This window comes from Inquilinus sp. 2KB_23 (assembly GCF_052115705.1).
Lineage (GTDB): Bacteria > Pseudomonadota > Alphaproteobacteria > DSM-16000 > Inquilinaceae > Inquilinus > Inquilinus ginsengisoli_A.
This window is the reverse complement of sequence record NZ_JBFRHF010000024.1, coordinates 79626-96375: the sequence shown is the minus strand read 5'-3', so window position 1 is coordinate 96375 and position 16750 is coordinate 79626. Positions and strand designations below refer to the sequence as shown.

General features: G+C 70.2%; 14 protein-coding genes. 5 read left to right on the top strand and 9 right to left on the bottom strand.

Features of this window, described 5'->3' with window-relative positions; genetic code table 11:
* Positions 1–158: 158 nt before the first annotated feature.
* On the top strand, positions 159–374 hold the full coding sequence (locus AB4112_RS26610) for a NepR family anti-sigma factor (protein ID WP_309802133.1): 216 nt from the start codon (positions 159–161) through the stop codon (positions 372–374).
* A 126-nt stretch (positions 375–500) separates the two neighbouring features.
* Positions 501–1103, top strand: coding sequence for a sigma-70 family RNA polymerase sigma factor (locus tag AB4112_RS26605; RefSeq protein ID WP_441724015.1), 603 nt, complete (start codon positions 501–503; stop codon positions 1101–1103).
* A 74-nt stretch (positions 1104–1177) separates the two neighbouring features.
* Here AB4112_RS26605 and AB4112_RS26600 read toward each other — a convergent pair whose 3' ends face one another.
* Positions 1178–2413 (bottom strand): MFS transporter, encoded by a 1236-nt coding sequence (locus AB4112_RS26600; protein WP_441724013.1) that lies wholly within the window; start codon positions 2411–2413, stop codon positions 1178–1180.
* Between the two features lie 167 nt (positions 2414–2580).
* Here AB4112_RS26600 and AB4112_RS26595 point away from each other — a divergent pair, with 167 nt between their 5' ends.
* On the top strand, positions 2581–4536 hold the full coding sequence (locus AB4112_RS26595) for an adenylate/guanylate cyclase domain-containing protein (protein ID WP_441724011.1): 1956 nt from the start codon (positions 2581–2583) through the stop codon (positions 4534–4536).
* On the opposite strand, the gene AB4112_RS26590 is transcribed toward AB4112_RS26595, so the two are convergent.
* Positions 4515–5699 carry a citrate/2-methylcitrate synthase gene (locus tag AB4112_RS26590; protein ID WP_441724009.1) on the bottom strand — a complete coding sequence of 395 codons (1185 nt, stop codon included), beginning with the start codon at positions 5697–5699 and terminating at the stop codon, positions 4515–4517. The two genes, AB4112_RS26595 and AB4112_RS26590, sit on opposite strands and share 22 nt — an antisense overlap.
* An 87-nt stretch (positions 5700–5786) precedes the next feature.
* Here AB4112_RS26590 and AB4112_RS26585 point away from each other — a divergent pair, with 87 nt between their 5' ends.
* A complete protein-coding gene (locus AB4112_RS26585) occupies positions 5787–6845 on the top strand; it encodes a citrate synthase/methylcitrate synthase (RefSeq protein ID WP_441724007.1) in 1059 nt (352 codons plus the stop codon).
* A 30-nt stretch (positions 6846–6875) separates the two neighbouring features.
* On the opposite strand, the gene AB4112_RS26580 is transcribed toward AB4112_RS26585, so the two are convergent.
* The 6 genes from AB4112_RS26580 to iolE form a co-directional block, all read right to left on the bottom strand.
* Positions 6876–8567 carry a calcium-binding protein gene (locus tag AB4112_RS26580; RefSeq protein WP_441724005.1) on the bottom strand — a complete coding sequence of 564 codons (1692 nt, stop codon included), beginning with the start codon at positions 8565–8567 and terminating at the stop codon, positions 6876–6878.
* A gap of 237 nt (positions 8568–8804) precedes the next feature.
* Positions 8805–9914 (bottom strand): Gfo/Idh/MocA family protein, encoded by a 1110-nt coding sequence (locus tag AB4112_RS26575; RefSeq protein ID WP_441724003.1) that lies wholly within the window; start codon positions 9912–9914, stop codon positions 8805–8807.
* Positions 9911–11041 (bottom strand): ABC transporter permease, encoded by a 1131-nt coding sequence (locus AB4112_RS26570; RefSeq protein WP_441724001.1) that lies wholly within the window; start codon positions 11039–11041, stop codon positions 9911–9913. The genes AB4112_RS26575 and AB4112_RS26570 overlap by 4 nt, the downstream gene beginning before the upstream one ends.
* A 15-nt stretch (positions 11042–11056) precedes the next feature.
* Positions 11057–12061, bottom strand: a complete 1005-nt coding sequence (locus tag AB4112_RS26565; RefSeq protein WP_441723999.1) for a rhizopine catabolism ABC transporter substrate-binding protein — start codon at positions 12059–12061, stop codon at positions 11057–11059.
* Positions 12062–12112: 51 nt separating this feature from the next.
* Positions 12113–13015, bottom strand: a complete 903-nt coding sequence (locus AB4112_RS26560) for a ChbG/HpnK family deacetylase (RefSeq protein WP_441723997.1) — start codon at positions 13013–13015, stop codon at positions 12113–12115.
* Positions 13012–13911: a myo-inosose-2 dehydratase gene (gene iolE / locus AB4112_RS26555; RefSeq protein ID WP_441723995.1), complete on the bottom strand. Its 900-nt coding sequence runs from the start codon at positions 13909–13911 to the stop codon at positions 13012–13014. The genes AB4112_RS26560 and iolE overlap by 4 nt, the downstream gene beginning before the upstream one ends.
* A gap of 325 nt (positions 13912–14236) precedes the next feature.
* Here iolE and AB4112_RS26550 point away from each other — a divergent pair, with 325 nt between their 5' ends.
* Entirely contained in the window at positions 14237–15790 is a 1554-nt protein-coding gene (locus AB4112_RS26550) for a calcium-binding protein (protein WP_309802152.1), read from the top strand.
* A gap of 113 nt (positions 15791–15903) precedes the next feature.
* Here the strand turns inward: AB4112_RS26550 and AB4112_RS26545 are convergent, their stop codons facing one another.
* On the bottom strand, positions 15904–16653 hold the full coding sequence (locus tag AB4112_RS26545) for a glucose 1-dehydrogenase (protein ID WP_309802154.1): 750 nt from the start codon (positions 16651–16653) through the stop codon (positions 15904–15906).
* Positions 16654–16750: the final 97 nt, after the last annotated feature.

The window sequence follows — 16750 nt, the reverse complement described above, 5'->3', positions numbered from 1 at the left end:
GGATCGCAATCCGTTCCCGCGCCGCAGGGCTGCGCCGCGCGGCGGGGTGCGGCCGCACTGGAACTTCCATCCCGGTCGCGGATTGGTAATGTAGCGCGGCACTATCGGCCGGGGCAAAGCGGGATCGAGTTCGGATGGACCGAAGGCGAGGCGATCGAATGCGGAAGCGCGAGGCAGGGGCACCCCGTCCGGCCGAGCCGGGCCGGGTGGCGCCGGATCGCCTGAAGAAGCCGCCGCAATTCGACAACTGGCTCTCGCAGCAGCTGAAATCCCTGTACGATCCGGTGCTGGACGAACCTTTGCCGGACGACTTGCTCGAAATGTTGGAGCAAGGTGCGAAGAAGCCAAAGCCCGAGGAGGACAAGGATCGTTGAGAGAAAGAGGCGAGATGGCCATGGGCAGGCCGGATTTCTGCCGTATTCGGTGCCGAAATTCCTGACCGCCATCAAGATGAATCCTGCGTGGGCGGTGGTGCCGTCGGCGACAACGAGGAGGGCAATGTGCAATTCGACTTTCACGCCGAGCTGACTGGGGCGATACCGCATCTGCGGGCCTTCGCCCGATCGCTCAGCGGTGATGCGGATCGCGCCGATGATCTCGTCCAGGACGCGATCCTTCGCGCCCTGCGGGCGGAATCCCAGTTCACGCCGGGCACCAACTTCCGGGCCTGGATCTTCACCATCCTGCGCAACCAGTACGTCAACCAGCTGCGGCGCCGGAAATTCGTGGCGGAACCCAAGGACGGGGTCGACCTCGACCTGCTGTGGGTACCGCCGTCGCAGGACGCCAAGCTGGAGTTCCAGGACTTCCGCCGGGCGCTGATGCTGCTGACACCCGACCAGCGCGAGATCCTGCTGATGGTCGGCGCCAGCGGCTTCAGCTACGAGGAGGCGGCCGAGATCTGCGGCTGTGCCGTCGGCACGGTCAAGAGCCGCCTGTCGCGGGCCCGCCGCGAGCTGTCGAGGCTGCTCAATTCGGGGCGAGAGTTGGCGAGACGAAGCGAATTCGTCGGCGAGCGGCGCGGACGCGGAACCGCCGCGGCGCCGGCGAAAGTGATGCGCCGTCGTCTCGCCGGTCCCTCCGCGCCACGGCAGGCCGCATAGCAGCCGCCGGGCAAGACCATACATCGGGGAAAGCGGGCGGCCTTCGGGCCGCCCGCTTCCGTTTGGACCGCTAATTACTCTCCGGCCTCACGCCGGGCCGCCAGCTCGCTGGCGATCGGGCTGGTCGCCGGCCGGTTGACGAAGGGCTCGCGCTCCTCGGCCGGGCGGGCGGGCCGCCGGGTCATGCGCCAGGCGGTGAAGATCGCGGTGACCGTGGCGATCGCGGCGCCGTACAGGAACAGACCGTCCGGCCCGATCGATCCCATGACGGCGGAGGCGATCAGCGGCCCCATGCAGGCGCCGACGCCCCAGCACAGCAGCAGGCTGCTCGACAGGGCCACGGCGGTGCCGCGCGGGGCGAAGTCGTTGGCATGGGCGACGCAGATGCCGTAGGTCGAAATCGAGGCCGCGCCCCACAGGCCGAACAGCACCGCCAGCAGCCAGTCCGATTCGGGCCGCAGCAGGCCCAGCGTCAGCGACACCAGGATGGTGACGACGCTGGACGCCAGCATGACCTGGCGCCGGTCGATGCGGTCGGAAAGGCGGCCCAGCGGCCATTGCGCCAAGAGGTTGCCGACCTGGGCCATCGCCGGGATGGCGCCGGCCAGGCCGACGCTCAGCCCGGTCTGCAGCCCCCAGATCGGGCCGATCGAGGCCACGGCGCTATTGATCAGCCCGCTGGAGACGCAGCCGATCACCGCGGCCGGGGCGATGCGGTACAACTGGCGCAGCGGCAGGGTGCGGATGGCGGCGATCGACGGGGTGGTGGCGCGGTTCATCGCCACGGGGATCAGCGACATCGAATAGAAGGCCGATGCGATCATGAACAGCCCCAGCACCACCGGCCCGCCGGTGAACAGCAGCACGAACTGGCCGCCGACCAGCGCCACCTTCTGGACGATGGTGTAGACCGAGAACACCCGGCCGCGATGGGCGTTCGGCGTCATCTCGTTCAGCCAGCTCTCGGCCACGGTGAACAGCCCGGCGGAGCAGAAGCCGGTGATCAGCCGCAGCGCCATCCACAGGGCCGGGTCGGGCGCGATGGTGAAGCTCAGCGCCGTCACCGAGGTGGCGGCGGCATAGGCGGCGAAGGCCCGGATGTGGCCGACCGCGCCGATGATCCGGGTCGACAGCATGCAGCCGAGCAGGAAGCTGAGCGAATGCGCCGTGGCCACCGCGCTGAAGGCCTGGATCGAATAGCCTGCCTCGGTCAGCGCGATCGGCAGCACGGTGACGAGGATGCCGTTGGCGACCTGGAGGACGGAGATGCCGAGGATGATGGCGGCGACGGGCAGGTAGAGGGCGAGCATGATCCTGGCGTCTCGAGGCGGTCCTTGCAGGCAAGCCCGGCGCGGCCGGCCCTGTCAAACGGCATGATCGAAGGGCCGCCCCGTTTTGTCGGTCATGACCCGATCGGGGAGGTTCCGGCCGGGCCGGCATCGGGATAGGGTGTCCGGGCACAACCGTGAGAAGGGGCATGCGGGGGGCGGCTGCAACCGGGCTTGGGCCGTGGAAGCTGCAGGTCGTGGTGGCGGCGGTTTTCGCCGTCATCGTCCTGGCGATCTCCGGCGGCCTGATCTGGTACAACCATGGCGAGGTGACGACGCTGGTCCGCGCCGATGCCGATGCCCGCTTCGACCGGATCGTCGCGCGGGTGCGGGACGAGTTCCGCAACGGACTGCACCTCGCCGATGTGGTGCTGGACACGGCGACGCTGACGATCGAGACCGACGTCCCGGAGGATCATCTGGGCGCGGTGATGCGCGGCACGCTGCGCGACCTGCAGGAGGTGCTGCCGGCCGCCGCATCCTTCTTCGTCGCCTGGGACGATGGCCGTTTCTTCCTGGTGCAGTCGCTGGCGACGGCGAATCTGCCGGAGGTCAAGGGCACGACGGTGCCCGGCGCGGCCTATGCGCTGGAATTCGTCGAGCCCATCCCGGATGGCGCGATCGCGCATTGGATGGTGACCAACGCCCAGGGGCGCCCGCTCGGCCCGCCGCAGGTGATGGCCACCAGCTTCGATCCCCGCACGAGGCCGTGGTACGCGCAGGCGACGGCGGCGGCCGGACCGGTCGTCACCCCGCCCTACCGCTTCGCCAACATGGACCAGGTCGGCGTCAGCCTGGCGCGGAAGTCTCAACTGGCGGAAGGCGTCGTCTTCGGGATCGACATCGGTCTCGCGGTGCTCGATCGCACCCTCTCCGACCTGCGCCGCGAGCATGAGCTCGAACTGGTGGTGTTCGACCGGTCCGGGGCGCTGATCGCGCATCCCGACGGCGTTCGCTACCGCACTGCGTTCCGGGAGGCTCGGGCGGAGCAACTGCCGCTCCTGAGCGAGTTGGGGTCGCCGATCCTGGCGGAGATGTACCGCAGCTTCCAGGCCATCGGCACCGGCCGGAACTTCACCGGTGTGCTCGGTGACCGGACCTATCTCGAGCGCTTCGAGCCGATGGGATCGAGCATGCCCGACGTCGTGCTGGGAATCTCCTATCCCTACGACCTCGTGGTCGGGCCGGCCGATCGCATCCGGTTGACGTCGCTGCTGATCGGCGTCGCCGCCACGCTGCTGGCGCTCGGCATCGTCATGGTCGCGGCACGGGCCTTGGCGCGGCCGCTGCGCCGGGTGACGGTGGAACTCGGCCAGATCATGCGCTTCGATTTCCGCCAACCGGGTGTTGCCGTGTCGCGGATCGAGGAGATCCGGTCGCTGGCATCCGCCATCGGCGTGCTGGAGATGACCCTGCGCACCTTTGCGGCCTATGTTCCCGGCCAGGTCGTGCGCAGCATCATCGCCCAAAAGCTGGCGCCCACCCTGGGCGGCCGGCGGCAGCCGGTGACGGTTCTGTTCTCCGACATCGCCGGCTTCACATCCCTGGCCGAAGGGCTGTCGCCGGAGGAGCTGATGGCGCGGACCTCGCGCTACTTCACCGCGCTGGGCGCGGAGCTGATCGCCACCGGCGCCACCATCGACAAATACATCGGCGACAGCGTCATGGCCTTCTGGAACGCGCCGGAGGCACAGCCGGACCATATCCGCCGGGCCTGCTTCGGCGCCTTGAACGCGGCGGCGCGGATCGACCGGCTGAATGCCGAGTTCGAGGCCGAGGGCCGCACGATGATGCTGACCCGCTTCGGCCTTCACACCGGCGAGGTGGTGGTTGGCAATGTCGGGTCGATCGACCGCATGAACTACACCGCGCTTGGCCACACGGTGAACGTGGCGGCGCGTTTGGAGGCGCTGAACAAGATCCATGGCACCACCATCCTGGTCAGCGAGGCGGTGCGTCAGGGGGCGGGCGAAGGGTTCGAGTTCCGCTTCGTCGGCAACGAGATCCCGCGTGGTGCCCGCGAGCCGGTGCCGATCTACGCCCTGGTCGGGCTGGCCGGCGAGGCGCCGCTCGCGACCTTGGCTCAGGGCTGCGGCCCGACATAGCGGGCGCGGGGGCGGATCAGGCGCGCCGCGGCGTACTGCTCCATGACATGCGCCATCCAGCCGGTGCTGCGGCCCAGGGCGAAGATCGCCAGCGGCGCCTCCGGCGGCAGCCCGGTCAGCCGTGCCGCCAGCACCAGGGCGAAGTCCAGCGCCGGCCGGTCGCCGGTCAGGTCGGCGACGGTGTCGACCAGGGTGCGGGCGACCGCCAGCTCCGGCGCGTCCGGCAGCGTCGCGACGATGCGGTCCAGCAGGTGCTGCCCGCGCGGGTCGCCATCGGGATACAGGGTGTGGCCGAAGCCGGGCAGGTCCTCGCCGCGCTGCAGCCGCTCCACCACCATGCGGCGGGCGTCGGCGGCGGCCAGCACCGCCTCCAGGAAGGCGCCGGTGCGCGCGCTCATCCCGCCATGCAGCGGGCCGTTCAGCACCGCGAGGCCGGCGGCGATCGCGGCATGCGGCGAGGCACCGGTCGAGGCGGCGATGCGGGCGGCGAAGGTCGAGGCGGTCAGCTCGTGGTCGGCGCACAGCACCAGGGCCCGGCGCACCAGGTCGGCGGCCTGCGGTGCGCCCCAGGCCGCGGCCAGGGCCTCATGGGCCGGGGTGGCATCGGCCGGCCGGCGCAGCATCGCCGCGGTCAGCCAGCGCAGCACCCGCATGCCGGTGCGCTGCAGCCCGGCGGCGGAGCGGGCGAGGGCGCGGTCGTCCTCGACCCCCAGCGCCGGCAGCACCGCCATCGCCCGCTCCAGCGGCGGCAGGGCCAGGCCCGCCGCGGCGATCGCGGCCGCGACCGGAGGCAGCGGCGGCACCGGACCGGCGAAGGGGTCGTCGGCGGCGACGCCCCACAGCAGGCCGGCCACGCTCTCCAGCGTCGCGCTTTCGGCCAGCCGCACCGCGTCGCGGCCGCGATAGTACAGGCGCCCGCCGGCCACCAGGGTGATCGCCGATTCCAGCACCGGCTGGCCCCAATAGAGCGGCGGCGGCGCGGTCTCGGGCTCCGATTTCCGGGCCAGGCGGCGGATGTCGGCGGCGGCGTAGCGGCGCGACCGCCGGCCAGGCTCGGCGATCGAGCGGATCATGCCGCGGCTGACATAGGCATAGAGGGTCGCCAGGCTGACCCCCAGCTCCGCCGCCGCCTCGCTCGCCGACAGGGTCGGTTCCTGGATCATCCCAATATATTGATCGTATCTATCAAGATTGACAACCTATGCCTCCCGTCCGACCTCTTGCTGCATCTGCGAAGAGGAGAGCGAGAGATGACCACAGGACTGGACGGAATCGTCGCCGCCGAGACGGTGATGAGCCTGGTCGACGGGCAGCGCGGCGTGCTGGTGATCCGCGGCATGGCGGTGGAGGAGGCGGCGCGGCGGCTCGATTTCGAGGGCCTGCTGGCGCTGCTGTGGGACGGCTTCGCCGACACCGCCGACCTCAAGCCCCGCCTCGGCGCCGCCCGCGCCGCCGCCTTCCGCCATACGCCGCGGCTGCTGCCGGCCGCCGCCGGGCTGCCGCCGGTCGACGGGCTGCGGGCGATGATCGCCGGGCTTGCCGATGACGCTGAAGGCACCCCGATCGGGCTGGTCGCGGCGATGCCGGTGTTCCTGGCGGCGCTGGTGCGGCAGGGCCGGGGCCAGGCGCCGGTGGCGCCCGATCCGGCGCTGGGCCATGCCGCCGACCTGCTGCGCATGCTGGCGGACAAGCCGGCCGACCCCGCTTCGGTGCGGGCGCTCGACGCCTATCTCGTCACCGTGGCCGATCACGGCCTCAACGCCTCGACCTTCGCCGCCCGCGTCGTCGCCTCGACCCTGGCCGGCACCGTGGCCTCGGTCACCGCCGCGCTGTGCGCGCTCAAGGGCCCATTGCATGGCGGCGCGCCGGGGCCGGTGCTCGACATGCTCGACGCCATCGGCACCGCCCAGGCCGCGCCCGGCTGGATCGAGGCGGAGCTGGCGGCCGGCCGCCGGCTGATGGGCTTCGGCCACCGCATCTACCGCACCCGCGACCCGCGCGCCGACGTGCTGAAGGCGGTCGTCGCCGGCCTGTCCAGCCCGCGCATCGCCCTGGCCGAGGCGGTGGAGAAGGCGGCCCTGGCGGCGCTGCACCAACACAAGCCGGACCGGCCGCTCGACATCAATGTCGAGTTCTACACCGCGCTGCTGCTCGACGCGGTCGGCCTCGACCGGTCGCTGTTCACCCCGGCCTTCGCCGTCGGCCGCGTCGCCGGCTGGACCGCGCATATCCTGGAGCAGGAGCAGACCGGCCGGCTGCTGCGGCCGGACAGCCGCTATGTCGGCCCCGGGGCCAGCCTGGCGGCCTGAGGCCGAGGGCACCCCCGGTGCGAACCGCGTCTATAGAAAGGCGAAGTCGTTGGCCTGCAGCGAGGCCCGGTCGACCCCCAGCAGGATGATCTTGTCCTGGGCGTCGACCGTGATCACCGTCCCGTCCGCGCCGTAGTCGGCGGCATGGGCCATGACCTCGGCGAAGCTGGCGAAGACGGCGCGGTCGAACAGGATCACATCGCCGGCCGCGCCGTTGAAATCCTGCACCACGTCGCGCCCGAAGCCAGGCTGGAACACCAGGGTGTCCGCGCCGTCGCCACCGGTGATCCGGTCATCCCCGGCACCGCCGAAGATGCGGTCCTCGCCGGTGCCCCCGGCGATGACGTCGGCACCGTCGCCGCCGACCAGCCGGTCGTCGCCGCCCAGCCCGCCGAGCCGGTCGTCCCCGGCCCCGCCGCGCAGGGCGTTGGCCGCGGCGTCGCCCTCGAGCCGGTCGGCGAAGGCGCTGCCCAGCAGGTTCTCGATGCCGGCATAGCTGTCTCCCGCCGCGTCGCCGGTGTTGCCGGCGGGCCGGTCGAGGCTGGCCTGGACCCCGGCGAGGCCGGTGGCGTAGCTTGCCGCGTCGATGCCGTCGCCGCCGGTCAGGGTGTCCGCCCCGGCGCCGCCGTAGAGCAGGTCGTCGCCGGCGCCACCGGCCAGGCTGTCGTCGCCGAGGCCGCCCGAAAGGTAGTCCTTGCCGCCACCGCCGTCGGCGATGTCGCCGGCCGCGCCCAGCAGCAGGACGTCCGGCCCGCCGGTGCCGGAATGGGTCGGGGCGCCGTTCTCCTGGAGGTAGACGTCGGAGCCGTCGTTGGTGTCGCCGGGCGCCAGCGCGTCGTCGGTGGCGATGACGGTGACACTGCCGTCGTCCGTGGTGTCGGTGGCCAGCGCCCCGCTGACGGAATGCTGCCCGGTGCTGCTGTCGTCGACCACCAGCTGGCCGTTCACGACATGCACGTGATAGCGCGGGCCGTCATATTCGGGGCCGGCCGACCCGAGATGGACACGGGTGGCGGCATCGAGGTCGCGCAGATACCAGCCGTCGCCCGTCCCGTCGGTGCTGTCCTGCCGGTAGACGACATATTTCGCATCGTCGGTGAGCGTGACGTTGAAGGCATCCTGCAGCACGGTCCGGTCGCCGGCTTCGGTCCGATAGAGGACGACGGGATGAAAATAATACCCCTCTGCGCCGAAATACTGTTCAGCGAACCAGGCCGCCGCGCCGTTCGCCAGCATGACCGGGCCGCCGTCGAACTCATAGGCGTCGCCATGGCTGCTGCCGGCGCTGACGGTGGTGCCGTCGGCCAGGTTCTTCAGCGTGATGCCATCGGCGCTGTAGATGCCGTTATAGGCATCGGCCCAGACCACCCATTGGCCGTCGCCGGAAATCAGCGGGCCTTCCCTGGAGATGGCCGGGTCCGCCGGATCGCCGGAGACGCGGTCGTAGGACTCGTCCGCGCCGACGACGAGGTTCAGGGTGGTGCGGTCGTCCGGCACGCCCGGCCCGCCGGCGCGCAGCACGATGGTGCCGGCCTCGGGCCCGGCATAGGCGTGCGACAGGTGGATCGAATTGCTGCCCGGCGCCACCTGATAGAGCTGCAGCGGGGAGCCGTCGCCCCAGTTGACCGCGAGCCGTGTGGCGCCGTTCAGGGCGACGTCGAGGCCCAGGGCCTGGCCATCGGTCGGGTCGGGCGAATAGGCGACATTGGTGATGAGCGGCATCTGAACCCTCCGAGATCAAGGATCGGTGGTTCGCGTCATGGCAGACAGGGCAGCCTCCGAAGCTTCTGTTTTCGGAAGGCTACCAGATCGATGCCGGACTCTGTGCCTTGAGTTGGAGGTTTCGTCCGGAATTGAAGGTTTAGGATCTCGGATCCTGAAGGCGTGTCGGGAAAGTCGAAGGCTGACTTCCGGCGAAACCTGGATTGGCTCGATCCCGCTTCCTCATCCGCGTGGTCCTCAGCCCGCGCCGGCCCGGCCGTCCGCCCGCTGCGCCAGGCCGATCAGCAGGGCCTGGTCCTGCCCGGCCTCCTCGATCGTGTTGCGCGGTGCGGCGCCGGTGGCGATCGCCGCCCAGAAGCCCTCGAGTTCGCGCACGAAGGCCTCCTCGAAATTCGGCCGGATCGTGGTGGTCTCCAGCCCGCCGGCGGCGCCGCGGCGGACCGTCAGCCGGGTCGGGTGATGGTTGAGGTAGGGGGCGGGGAACACCAGCTCGACAATCTCGTCGTCGAAATGCAGGGCGATGCGCTCGGTGTAGTCGGGCACCCCAGGCACCTCGACATGGGTCATGGTCCACAGCGCCTCGCCGTCGCGCAGCTGCACCGCCGCCTGGCCGCCGGCGCCGCCGGCGAAGACCGTCGCCGCCAGCACCGGCCCGGCGGGCAGCGCCATCGCCGCCAGCAGGCCGTGCACCGCGTTGACGTCGTGCACCAGGGCCGAGCAATAGGCCGAGGTGAAGCCGCTGAACACCGTCTCGGACGGCACGAAACCCAGCGCCGCCTCGACCTGCGCCCGGCGCCGGCGGTCGGTCTCTGCGCGCAGTTCCGGCGGCAGGTCGGTGGCGGCCACCAGCCGGTGGTGGCCCACGAAGGGGCCGGCGTCGGGGTCGTGCACCTCGACCGAGAGGTAGCGCAGCCGTGCGCCGCGGCCGGCGACGACGCCAAGCGCCGCCTCGTAGCTCGGGTCGAACCGCTTCATGTAGCCGACCTGCAGCACCCGGCCGGTGCGCCGCCGGATCGCCGCCAGCGCCTCGATCTCGGCCAGGCCGTAGCACAGCGGCTTCTCGCACAGCACATGCAGCCCGGCCTTCATCGCCGCGCCGGCCAGCTCGGCATGCCAGGGGTCGGGGGTGGCGATCACCAGCGCGTCGAGGCCGAGGCCGAGCAGGTCCGCCGCCTCCGGCACCGCGGCGATGCCGAAGCGGTCGGCGAGTGCCGCGCGCACCATCGGCGACGGGTCGCTGACCGCCTTCAGCTCGAACCGGTGGCCGAGCGCCAGCAGGTTCGGGATGTGCTCGACCTGGGCGATCAGGCCGCCGCCGGCGACGCCGACCTTGAGACGGTCCGTCATCGCGCCTCCGTCGCCTTGCGGCGCACATAGTTGTTGAACAGCACGGCGAGCAGGACCATCAGGCCGAGGAAGACCATGAACCAGTCGCTGTCGATGCCGGTGTAGAAGATGCCCATCTCGACGGTGCCGAACACCAGCGCCCCGAACATGGCGCCGATCGCCGAGCCGTAGCCGCCGGTGAGGAGGTTGCCGCCGATCACCGCGGCGATCACCGCCTCGAACTCCTTCTGGGTGCCGCGCAGCGTGTCGGCCGAGCCGGATTCCAGCACCTGGATGGTGGCGAACAGGGTGGCGGCGCAGGCGGTGCCGATGAACAGCAGGATCTTCACGCGCGCCACCGGCACGCCCATGCTGCGGGCGGCCTGCAGGTCGCCGCCGACCGCGAAGATCCAGTTGCCGAAGCGGGTGCGGGCCAGGATCCAGGTGGCCGCCGCGGTCAGCACCACCCACCACAGGATCGACATCGGCAGGCCCTGCACGATCGGCAGCCCGTCCGCCCGCAGCGGGATGGCGCCGATCTGGCCGAGCCAGCGGAACAGGCCGGTGGCGAACTTGCCGCCGAACAGCCACACCATCTCGGTCTCGGTGGTGCCCTTGGTGATGTAGGGGATCTGGGTGCGCCCGGTGATGGTGCGGGTGACCGCCAGCGACAGGCCGCGCAGCACGAAGTACCCGGCCAGGGTGACGATGAAGGACGGCAGGCCGGTGCGCATCACCAACAGGCCGTTGGCCGCCCCGACCAGGATGGCGAAGCCGAAGGCGACGGCGATCGACAGCCACATCGGCAGGCCGAACTGCACGGTGCAGAGGCCGATGACGATGCCGGCGAAACCGATCATCGAGCCGAGCGAGAGGTCGAACTCGCCGCCGATCATCAGCAGCGCCACCGCCGTCGCCAGGATGCCGAGCTGGGCCGACACCTGAAGGAAGTTGGTGATGCCCAGCACGCTGAACAGGCCGCTGTCGCCGGCGGTCAGGCCGAACACCAGGAACACGAAGATGGTGGCGCTCAGCGCCCCCAGTTCGGGCCGCCGCAGGGCGCGGGCGACGGCGCGGGCCAGGCGCCGGTCGCGCGGCTTGGCCCGTGGCGTGCCCCCGACTTGTGGCGGAGAGACGGTGCTGTCCATGCGGCGGTCCCTCGGTCAGCGGATGCCCTGGTCGGCCAGAGTTTTCACCGCCCCGGCCTCGGCCTTGGTGACGAAGGACGGGCCGGTGCGGATCGGCGCCTGCGGCAGGGTGCCGTACATCGCCTTGCCGGCCAGCAGGACGACCGGCAGATAGCCCATCAGGTACTGCTGGTTGTCGATGCCGAACATCATCTTGTCCTGCAGCAGCGCGTCCAGCACCTCGGGCGAGATGTCGAAGGTGCCCAGCTTGATCCGCCCGGCATAGCCGCGCTCGTCGAACATGGTCAGGATCGGGCCGGCCAGGGTGGTGCCCAGCAGCATCATGCCATCGGTGCCGGGATGGGCGGTCAGGTAGCCCTCGACCCGCCTGGTGGCGTCGGTCGGGTCCAGCGTCACCGCCACCACCGCCGACTTGCCGCCGGTCTTGGCCAGCCCGTCGGCCAGGCCCTGGCAGCGCTGGTCCTGGCTGACATTGCCGACCTCGTGGTTGACGCAGACCGCATCCTTGACCCCGGCCGACCCCATCAGCGTCCCGGCCTTGACCCCGTTGTCGTATTCCGAGCCGCCGCCGACGAACAGGTCGAGCTTCCAGGGCTGGACCTGGTCCTCGCCGGTGTCGATGACGATGACCGGGATGCCAGAGGCCTTGGCCGCCTCGATCGGGCCCTCCAGCGCCGTGGCGTCGGGGATCGAGACCACCAGCCCATCGGGATGGGAGGCTGTCGCCGCCTCGATCATCTGGCCCATCTTGACCACGTCGAAGGTGGCCGGGGCCTGGTAGTCGACCGTGACCTTCAGCGCGGCCGCCGCGGCCGTCATGCCGTTCTTGACCACGCTCCAATAGTTGTCGTTGGCCTGGCCGTGGGTGACGAAGACGATGCGGACCTGGTCCGGCGTCTTGATCTGCGCCGCGGCGGGGCCGGTCGTGGCCAGCAGCGCGCCGAGCGACATCGCCGCGGCGGCAGATAGGGTGGCGGCGGTGAAGAGGCGACGCAGCCCGGTTTTCGGCTTCTCGATCATGACGGTCTCCCTCTCTGTCTGGTTGCTGTTCTTGTTGGTGTTGCCCGGCGGTCAGCCGGGGGGTGTCGTCTCCTGAAAATCGCGCAGGCAGCCGCGCCGGACCGGCAGGCCGTCGATCCAGGGCGCGCTCTCGGCCGCGCGCAGCACCTCGTACTCCTCGATCCGGATATGGGCGGACAGCGGCTCGATCGCCTCGATCTCGCCCGGCGCATTGGCGTGCAGCGCCAGGTAGGTGAGGCCGGGACCGATGGCGCCGAACAGGGCGCGATAGCGCCCCGCCGCCGGCCGGTCGGCCTGCCACGGTGTCTCCAGCACCCGGTCGGCCAGTTGCCCGCCCGTTGCCTCGATCGTAGCCGCGTGCTCGTCATAGAGGGCTGCCGGCAGCGCGCCGAGATTGTGCACCGGGCCGTAGCTGCCGATCCGGCGCGGGAACAGCACCGGCACCCCGTATTCGGCGCCGAGCCTGATATAGATGCCGACGAATTCCGGTGCCAGCACCGCGCCCTGATGGGCATCGAAGTGGCACGGCGTCAGCCCGGCGCCGAGGAAGGCCTCGATCTGGGCCCGCAGTTCCGCCTCCACCGCCTCGGGCGCGGCCAGGCGGCGGACGTCGAGCGGGCTGCGGTGCAGGTAGCCGTCGCTGTCGACCAGGCCTGAGGCGCGGCCCGGCGCGGTCAGCGGCCGCCAGCGGTAATGCGCCTTCTCCGCGGTGATGGTCAGGTGCACGCCGAGCCGCAGCGACGGGTCGCGGGCACCGGCCTCGGCGATCTCCGGGAACCACGGGCAGGGCACCATCACCGAGCCGGAATCGCAGCGGCCGCGGCGGGCGAGGTCGAGATAGGCGGTGTTGGCGCCGTGGCACATCCCGACATCGTCGATGTTGATCACCACCATCGGCCGGTCGTCCGGCGCCGCAACTGTGGCGGTGGAGGAGGCGGGACCAGCCGTCCTCACGGCTCGACCGTCATTCCGGCGGCGACCGCGGCGGCGCGCAGGTTGTCGTAGCCCATGCGGGCATAGGTGGCGGGATGGGCCTTGGCCGGGTCCTGCTCGGCCTCGACCACCAGCCAGCCGGCATAGCCGTGCTCGGCCAGCCGCCGCAGCAGGCGGGGGAAGGGGAGGACGCCGTCGCCGGGCACGGTGAAGATGCCCTCCAGCACCGCGCCCATGAAACTCATGTCGGTGGCGCGGGCCTGGGCCAGGATGCCGGGGCGGACATCCTTGCAGTGGACATGCACCACCCGGCCGATGTGGCGGGCCAGCAGCGCCTCGGGGTCGCCGCCGGAGAAGGCGCAGTGGCCGGTGTCGTAGAGCAGGCCGACCGCGGCGCCGCTGTGCTGCATCAGGGCGCCGATCTCGGCATCGCTTTCGACGATGGTGCCCATGTGGTGGTGGAACGCCATGCCGACGCCGAACTCGGCCATGCGCTCGGCCAGAAGGGTGATCTTGGCGCCGTAGGCCGGCCAGTCCTCCGCCGCCAGGACCGGCCGCTGCGAGATCGGCTGGAAGATGCCGTCATGCCGGCCGCGCGAGGTGTCGGCGTAGACCACGCGGCTGGCGCCCAGGTCGCGCAGCAAGGTCAGGTGCGGCAGGATGGCGTCGAACTCGGCCTCGACCTCGCGCTCCAGGATGCGGCCGTCATACCAGCCCGACACCAGTTCCAGCCCGTAGCCACCGAGCACGGTGGCCAGGGCGGCGCTGTCGCGCGGGAACTTGCCGCCCAGCTCGGTGCCGCGGAACCCGGCGGCGCGGGTCTCCAGCAGGCAGATCTCGAGCGGCGTGTCGCCGCCCAGGGCCGGCACGTCGTCGTTGGTCCAGGTGATAGGGTTGATGCCGATCTTGACGCTCATGGCAGGGGCGGCTCCGGCTGTGCGTCCGCCATCTTCCCGAAGATCTGTCCTCATCACGAGAGCCAGTTCGGCAGCATTTGCAGGTGCCAGTTTGGGTATATCCGCGCCGACCGCTCCGCGGCATCCGGGCGGGCTGCAAAGTGTCGAGCCACAGAATTGATTGTTATTCCGGAATGAAAGAAAATTACCATATTCCTGTAACAATATAACAATTGGCGAAAATACGAGAAAAAGTGATTTTAAATGCATCTCAATACGATTGTATGCTAGCCTCCGAACGATTGGCAGAGTGACGCCAGTTTCCAATTTCCACGGAGACCATTTCATGACCAATTTCGTCGGCACGGCTGGCAATGACAGCCTGCCCAACCCTCAGCTGCTCGGTGCGTTGCTGGGCCTCGGCAACGACACGTTCCAGGGCCTCGCCGGCGACGACCTCCTAGTCGGCTACCTCGGCGATGACGTCATCAACGGCGGGTCCGGCGCCGACGTCATGCTCGGCGGCATCCTGACCATCAACCTCGGTATCGGCACGTTCCTCCTGGGCGGCGTCGACACGGCGACCTATGCCGGCTCGACTGCCGGCGTGACGGTTGATCTGGGGACCGTCCAGGACAACGTGTCTATCAGCATCGCGGGCATCACCATCAACTTGAACGGGGTTTCCGTTGGCGTCGGCGGCGACGCCCAGGGCGACCAGCTTGCCGGCATCACCAACCTCACCGGCTCGGATTTCGGCGACCGCCTCTACGGCAACGCCTCGGACAACACGATCCTCGGCGGCGACGGCAACGACACCCTGCGCGGCGGCGCCGGCGCCGACCATCTCGACGGCGGCACGGGCGTGGACATCGCCAACTACCAGGGCTCCGCCGCGGCGGTGACCGTCGATCTGCTCAATCACACAGCCTCCGGCGGTGATGCCCAGGGCGACGTCCTGACCAACATCGGGAACCTCTACGGGTCCAGCAACGCCGATCATCTGAGCGGTGACGACAACCGCAACATCATCGGTGGCGAGAACGGCAACGATGTCCTGGTCGGGAATGGCGGCGACGACGCCATGAACGGCGAAAACGGCGCCGACAGCCTCGATGGCGGCACCGGCAACGACCGGCTGGTCGGCGGTCAGGGCACCGACACCATCCATGGTGGCACGGGCAATGATTCGATCGATGGCGGCAGCGAGAACGATGTCATCTTCGGCGATGCCGGCATCGACACGATCTTCGGCGGCACCGGCGACGATCAGCTCAATGGCGGCGACGACAACGACGCCCTGATCGGGTCCGTCGGGGCCGACGCGCTGAACGGCGGCGCCGGCGTCGACGTGGCCCATTACGGCAACTCGTCGGCCGCGGTGACGGTGAATCTCGCCACCGGCCTCGGTTCGGGCGGCGACGCCCAGGGCGACACCCTGACCGGCATCGAGACCGTGGTCGGGTCGACCCATGACGACGTGCTGACCGGCGACGACAACGCCAACCAGCTGGCCAGCGGGGCCGGCGCCGACATCCTGACCGGCGGCGCTGGGGGCGATCTGCTGCGGGGCGGCACCGGCAACGACACCTTCGTCTACCTCTCGGTCAGCGACAGCACGGTGGCTGCGGCCGGCAAGGACTCGATCGGCGACTTCACGACCGGCGACCATATCGACCTGTCGGCGATCGACGCGGACGGCAACAGCGGCAACGGCAACTCCGCCTTCCACTTCAGCAGCGCGCCCGGCGGCTTCTCCGGCCAGCCCGGGGAGATCAAGGTGGTGGATATCAACGGTGTCCAGCTGGTGGGCGTCGACGTCAATGGCGACAAGTTCATCGACTTCGCCATCAACGTCTATGCCGACCACGCGCTGACGGCGGCGGACTTCGTGCTCTAACCGATATCGGCCCGGACGCCGCGTCGGCGTCCGGGCTAATTTCTCCAACACCTCCCGCTGGCCGGCCACGGTTCAATGGCTGGCCGGCTTTTTTGCGTTCGCCGCCTTGCGGATCACACCTGTGCCATGCCGCCATCCACCGCCAGGTCGATGCCGGCGACGAAGCTGCTTTCGTCCGAGGCCAGGAACAGGGCCGCGGACGCCAGCTCCTCCGCCCGGCCCATGCGGCCGAGCGGAATGATCGCCGCGAAATCCGACCGCAGCTTGTCCGCCGCCTCCCGGGTCGCCACCTGGCTGTCGATGATCGGTGTGTCGATCGGGCCGGGGCTGAGGGTGTTCACCCGGATGCCGCGATCCTTCAGCTCCAGCGTCCAGGTCCGGGCGAAGGACCGCACCGCGGCCTTGGTGGCGCTGTAGGTGCCGTGTGCCGGCATGCCCTTCACCGCCGCGATCGATCCGACCAGGATGATCGAGCCGCCGTCGCGGATCAGCGGCAGCGCCTTCTGCACCGTGAACAGCAGGCCGCGGGCGTTGATGCCGAAGGTCCGGTCGAAATGCTCCTCGCTGACCTCGCCGATCCGCCGGTGCTCGACCACCCCCGAATTGGCCATCAGGATGTCGATCCGGCCCTTCGTCTCCGCCACCGTGGCGTAGAGGCGGTCGAGGTCGTCCAGCCTGGAGACGTCGCCCTGGACCGCGGTGACGTTGCGGCCGATCAGCCCGACCGCCCGGTCCAGCTCCGCCTGGCGGCGGCCGGTGATGAAGACATGGGCGCCTTCGTCGACGAAGCGCCGGGCCGTCGCCAGCCCGATGCCGCTGCTGCCGCCGGTGATGACGGCAATCTTGCCCTCTAGTCTCGACATGGTCGGTTTCCTCATCTGCGGGCCGGTTCGATACCCGGCCGGTGTGCAGCAGATGACGCGGGCGGCGGCGATCAGGTAGGACGGCGACGGGAATAGC

Coding starts and splice junctions, on each gene's coding strand:
- AB4112_RS26610 (WP_309802133.1), top strand. CDS start 159: ATGCGGAAGCGCGAGGCAGGGGCACCCCGTCCGGCCGAGCCGGGCCGG.
- AB4112_RS26600 (WP_441724013.1), bottom strand. CDS start 2,413: ATGCTCGCCCTCTACCTGCCCGTCGCCGCCATCATCCTCGGCATCTCC.
- AB4112_RS26595 (WP_441724011.1), top strand. CDS start 2,581: ATGCGGGGGGCGGCTGCAACCGGGCTTGGGCCGTGGAAGCTGCAGGTC.
- AB4112_RS26590 (WP_441724009.1), bottom strand. CDS start 5,699: ATGATCCAGGAACCGACCCTGTCGGCGAGCGAGGCGGCGGCGGAGCTG.
- AB4112_RS26585 (WP_441724007.1), top strand. CDS start 5,787: ATGACCACAGGACTGGACGGAATCGTCGCCGCCGAGACGGTGATGAGC.
- AB4112_RS26580 (WP_441724005.1), bottom strand. CDS start 8,567: ATGCCGCTCATCACCAATGTCGCCTATTCGCCCGACCCGACCGATGGC.
- AB4112_RS26575 (WP_441724003.1), bottom strand. CDS start 9,914: ATGACGGACCGTCTCAAGGTCGGCGTCGCCGGCGGCGGCCTGATCGCC.
- AB4112_RS26570 (WP_441724001.1), bottom strand. CDS start 11,041: ATGGACAGCACCGTCTCTCCGCCACAAGTCGGGGGCACGCCACGGGCC.
- AB4112_RS26565 (WP_441723999.1), bottom strand. CDS start 12,061: ATGATCGAGAAGCCGAAAACCGGGCTGCGTCGCCTCTTCACCGCCGCC.
- iolE (WP_441723995.1), bottom strand. CDS start 13,911: ATGAGCGTCAAGATCGGCATCAACCCTATCACCTGGACCAACGACGAC.
- AB4112_RS26550 (WP_309802152.1), top strand. CDS start 14,237: ATGACCAATTTCGTCGGCACGGCTGGCAATGACAGCCTGCCCAACCCT.
- AB4112_RS26545 (WP_309802154.1), bottom strand. CDS start 16,653: ATGTCGAGACTAGAGGGCAAGATTGCCGTCATCACCGGCGGCAGCAGC.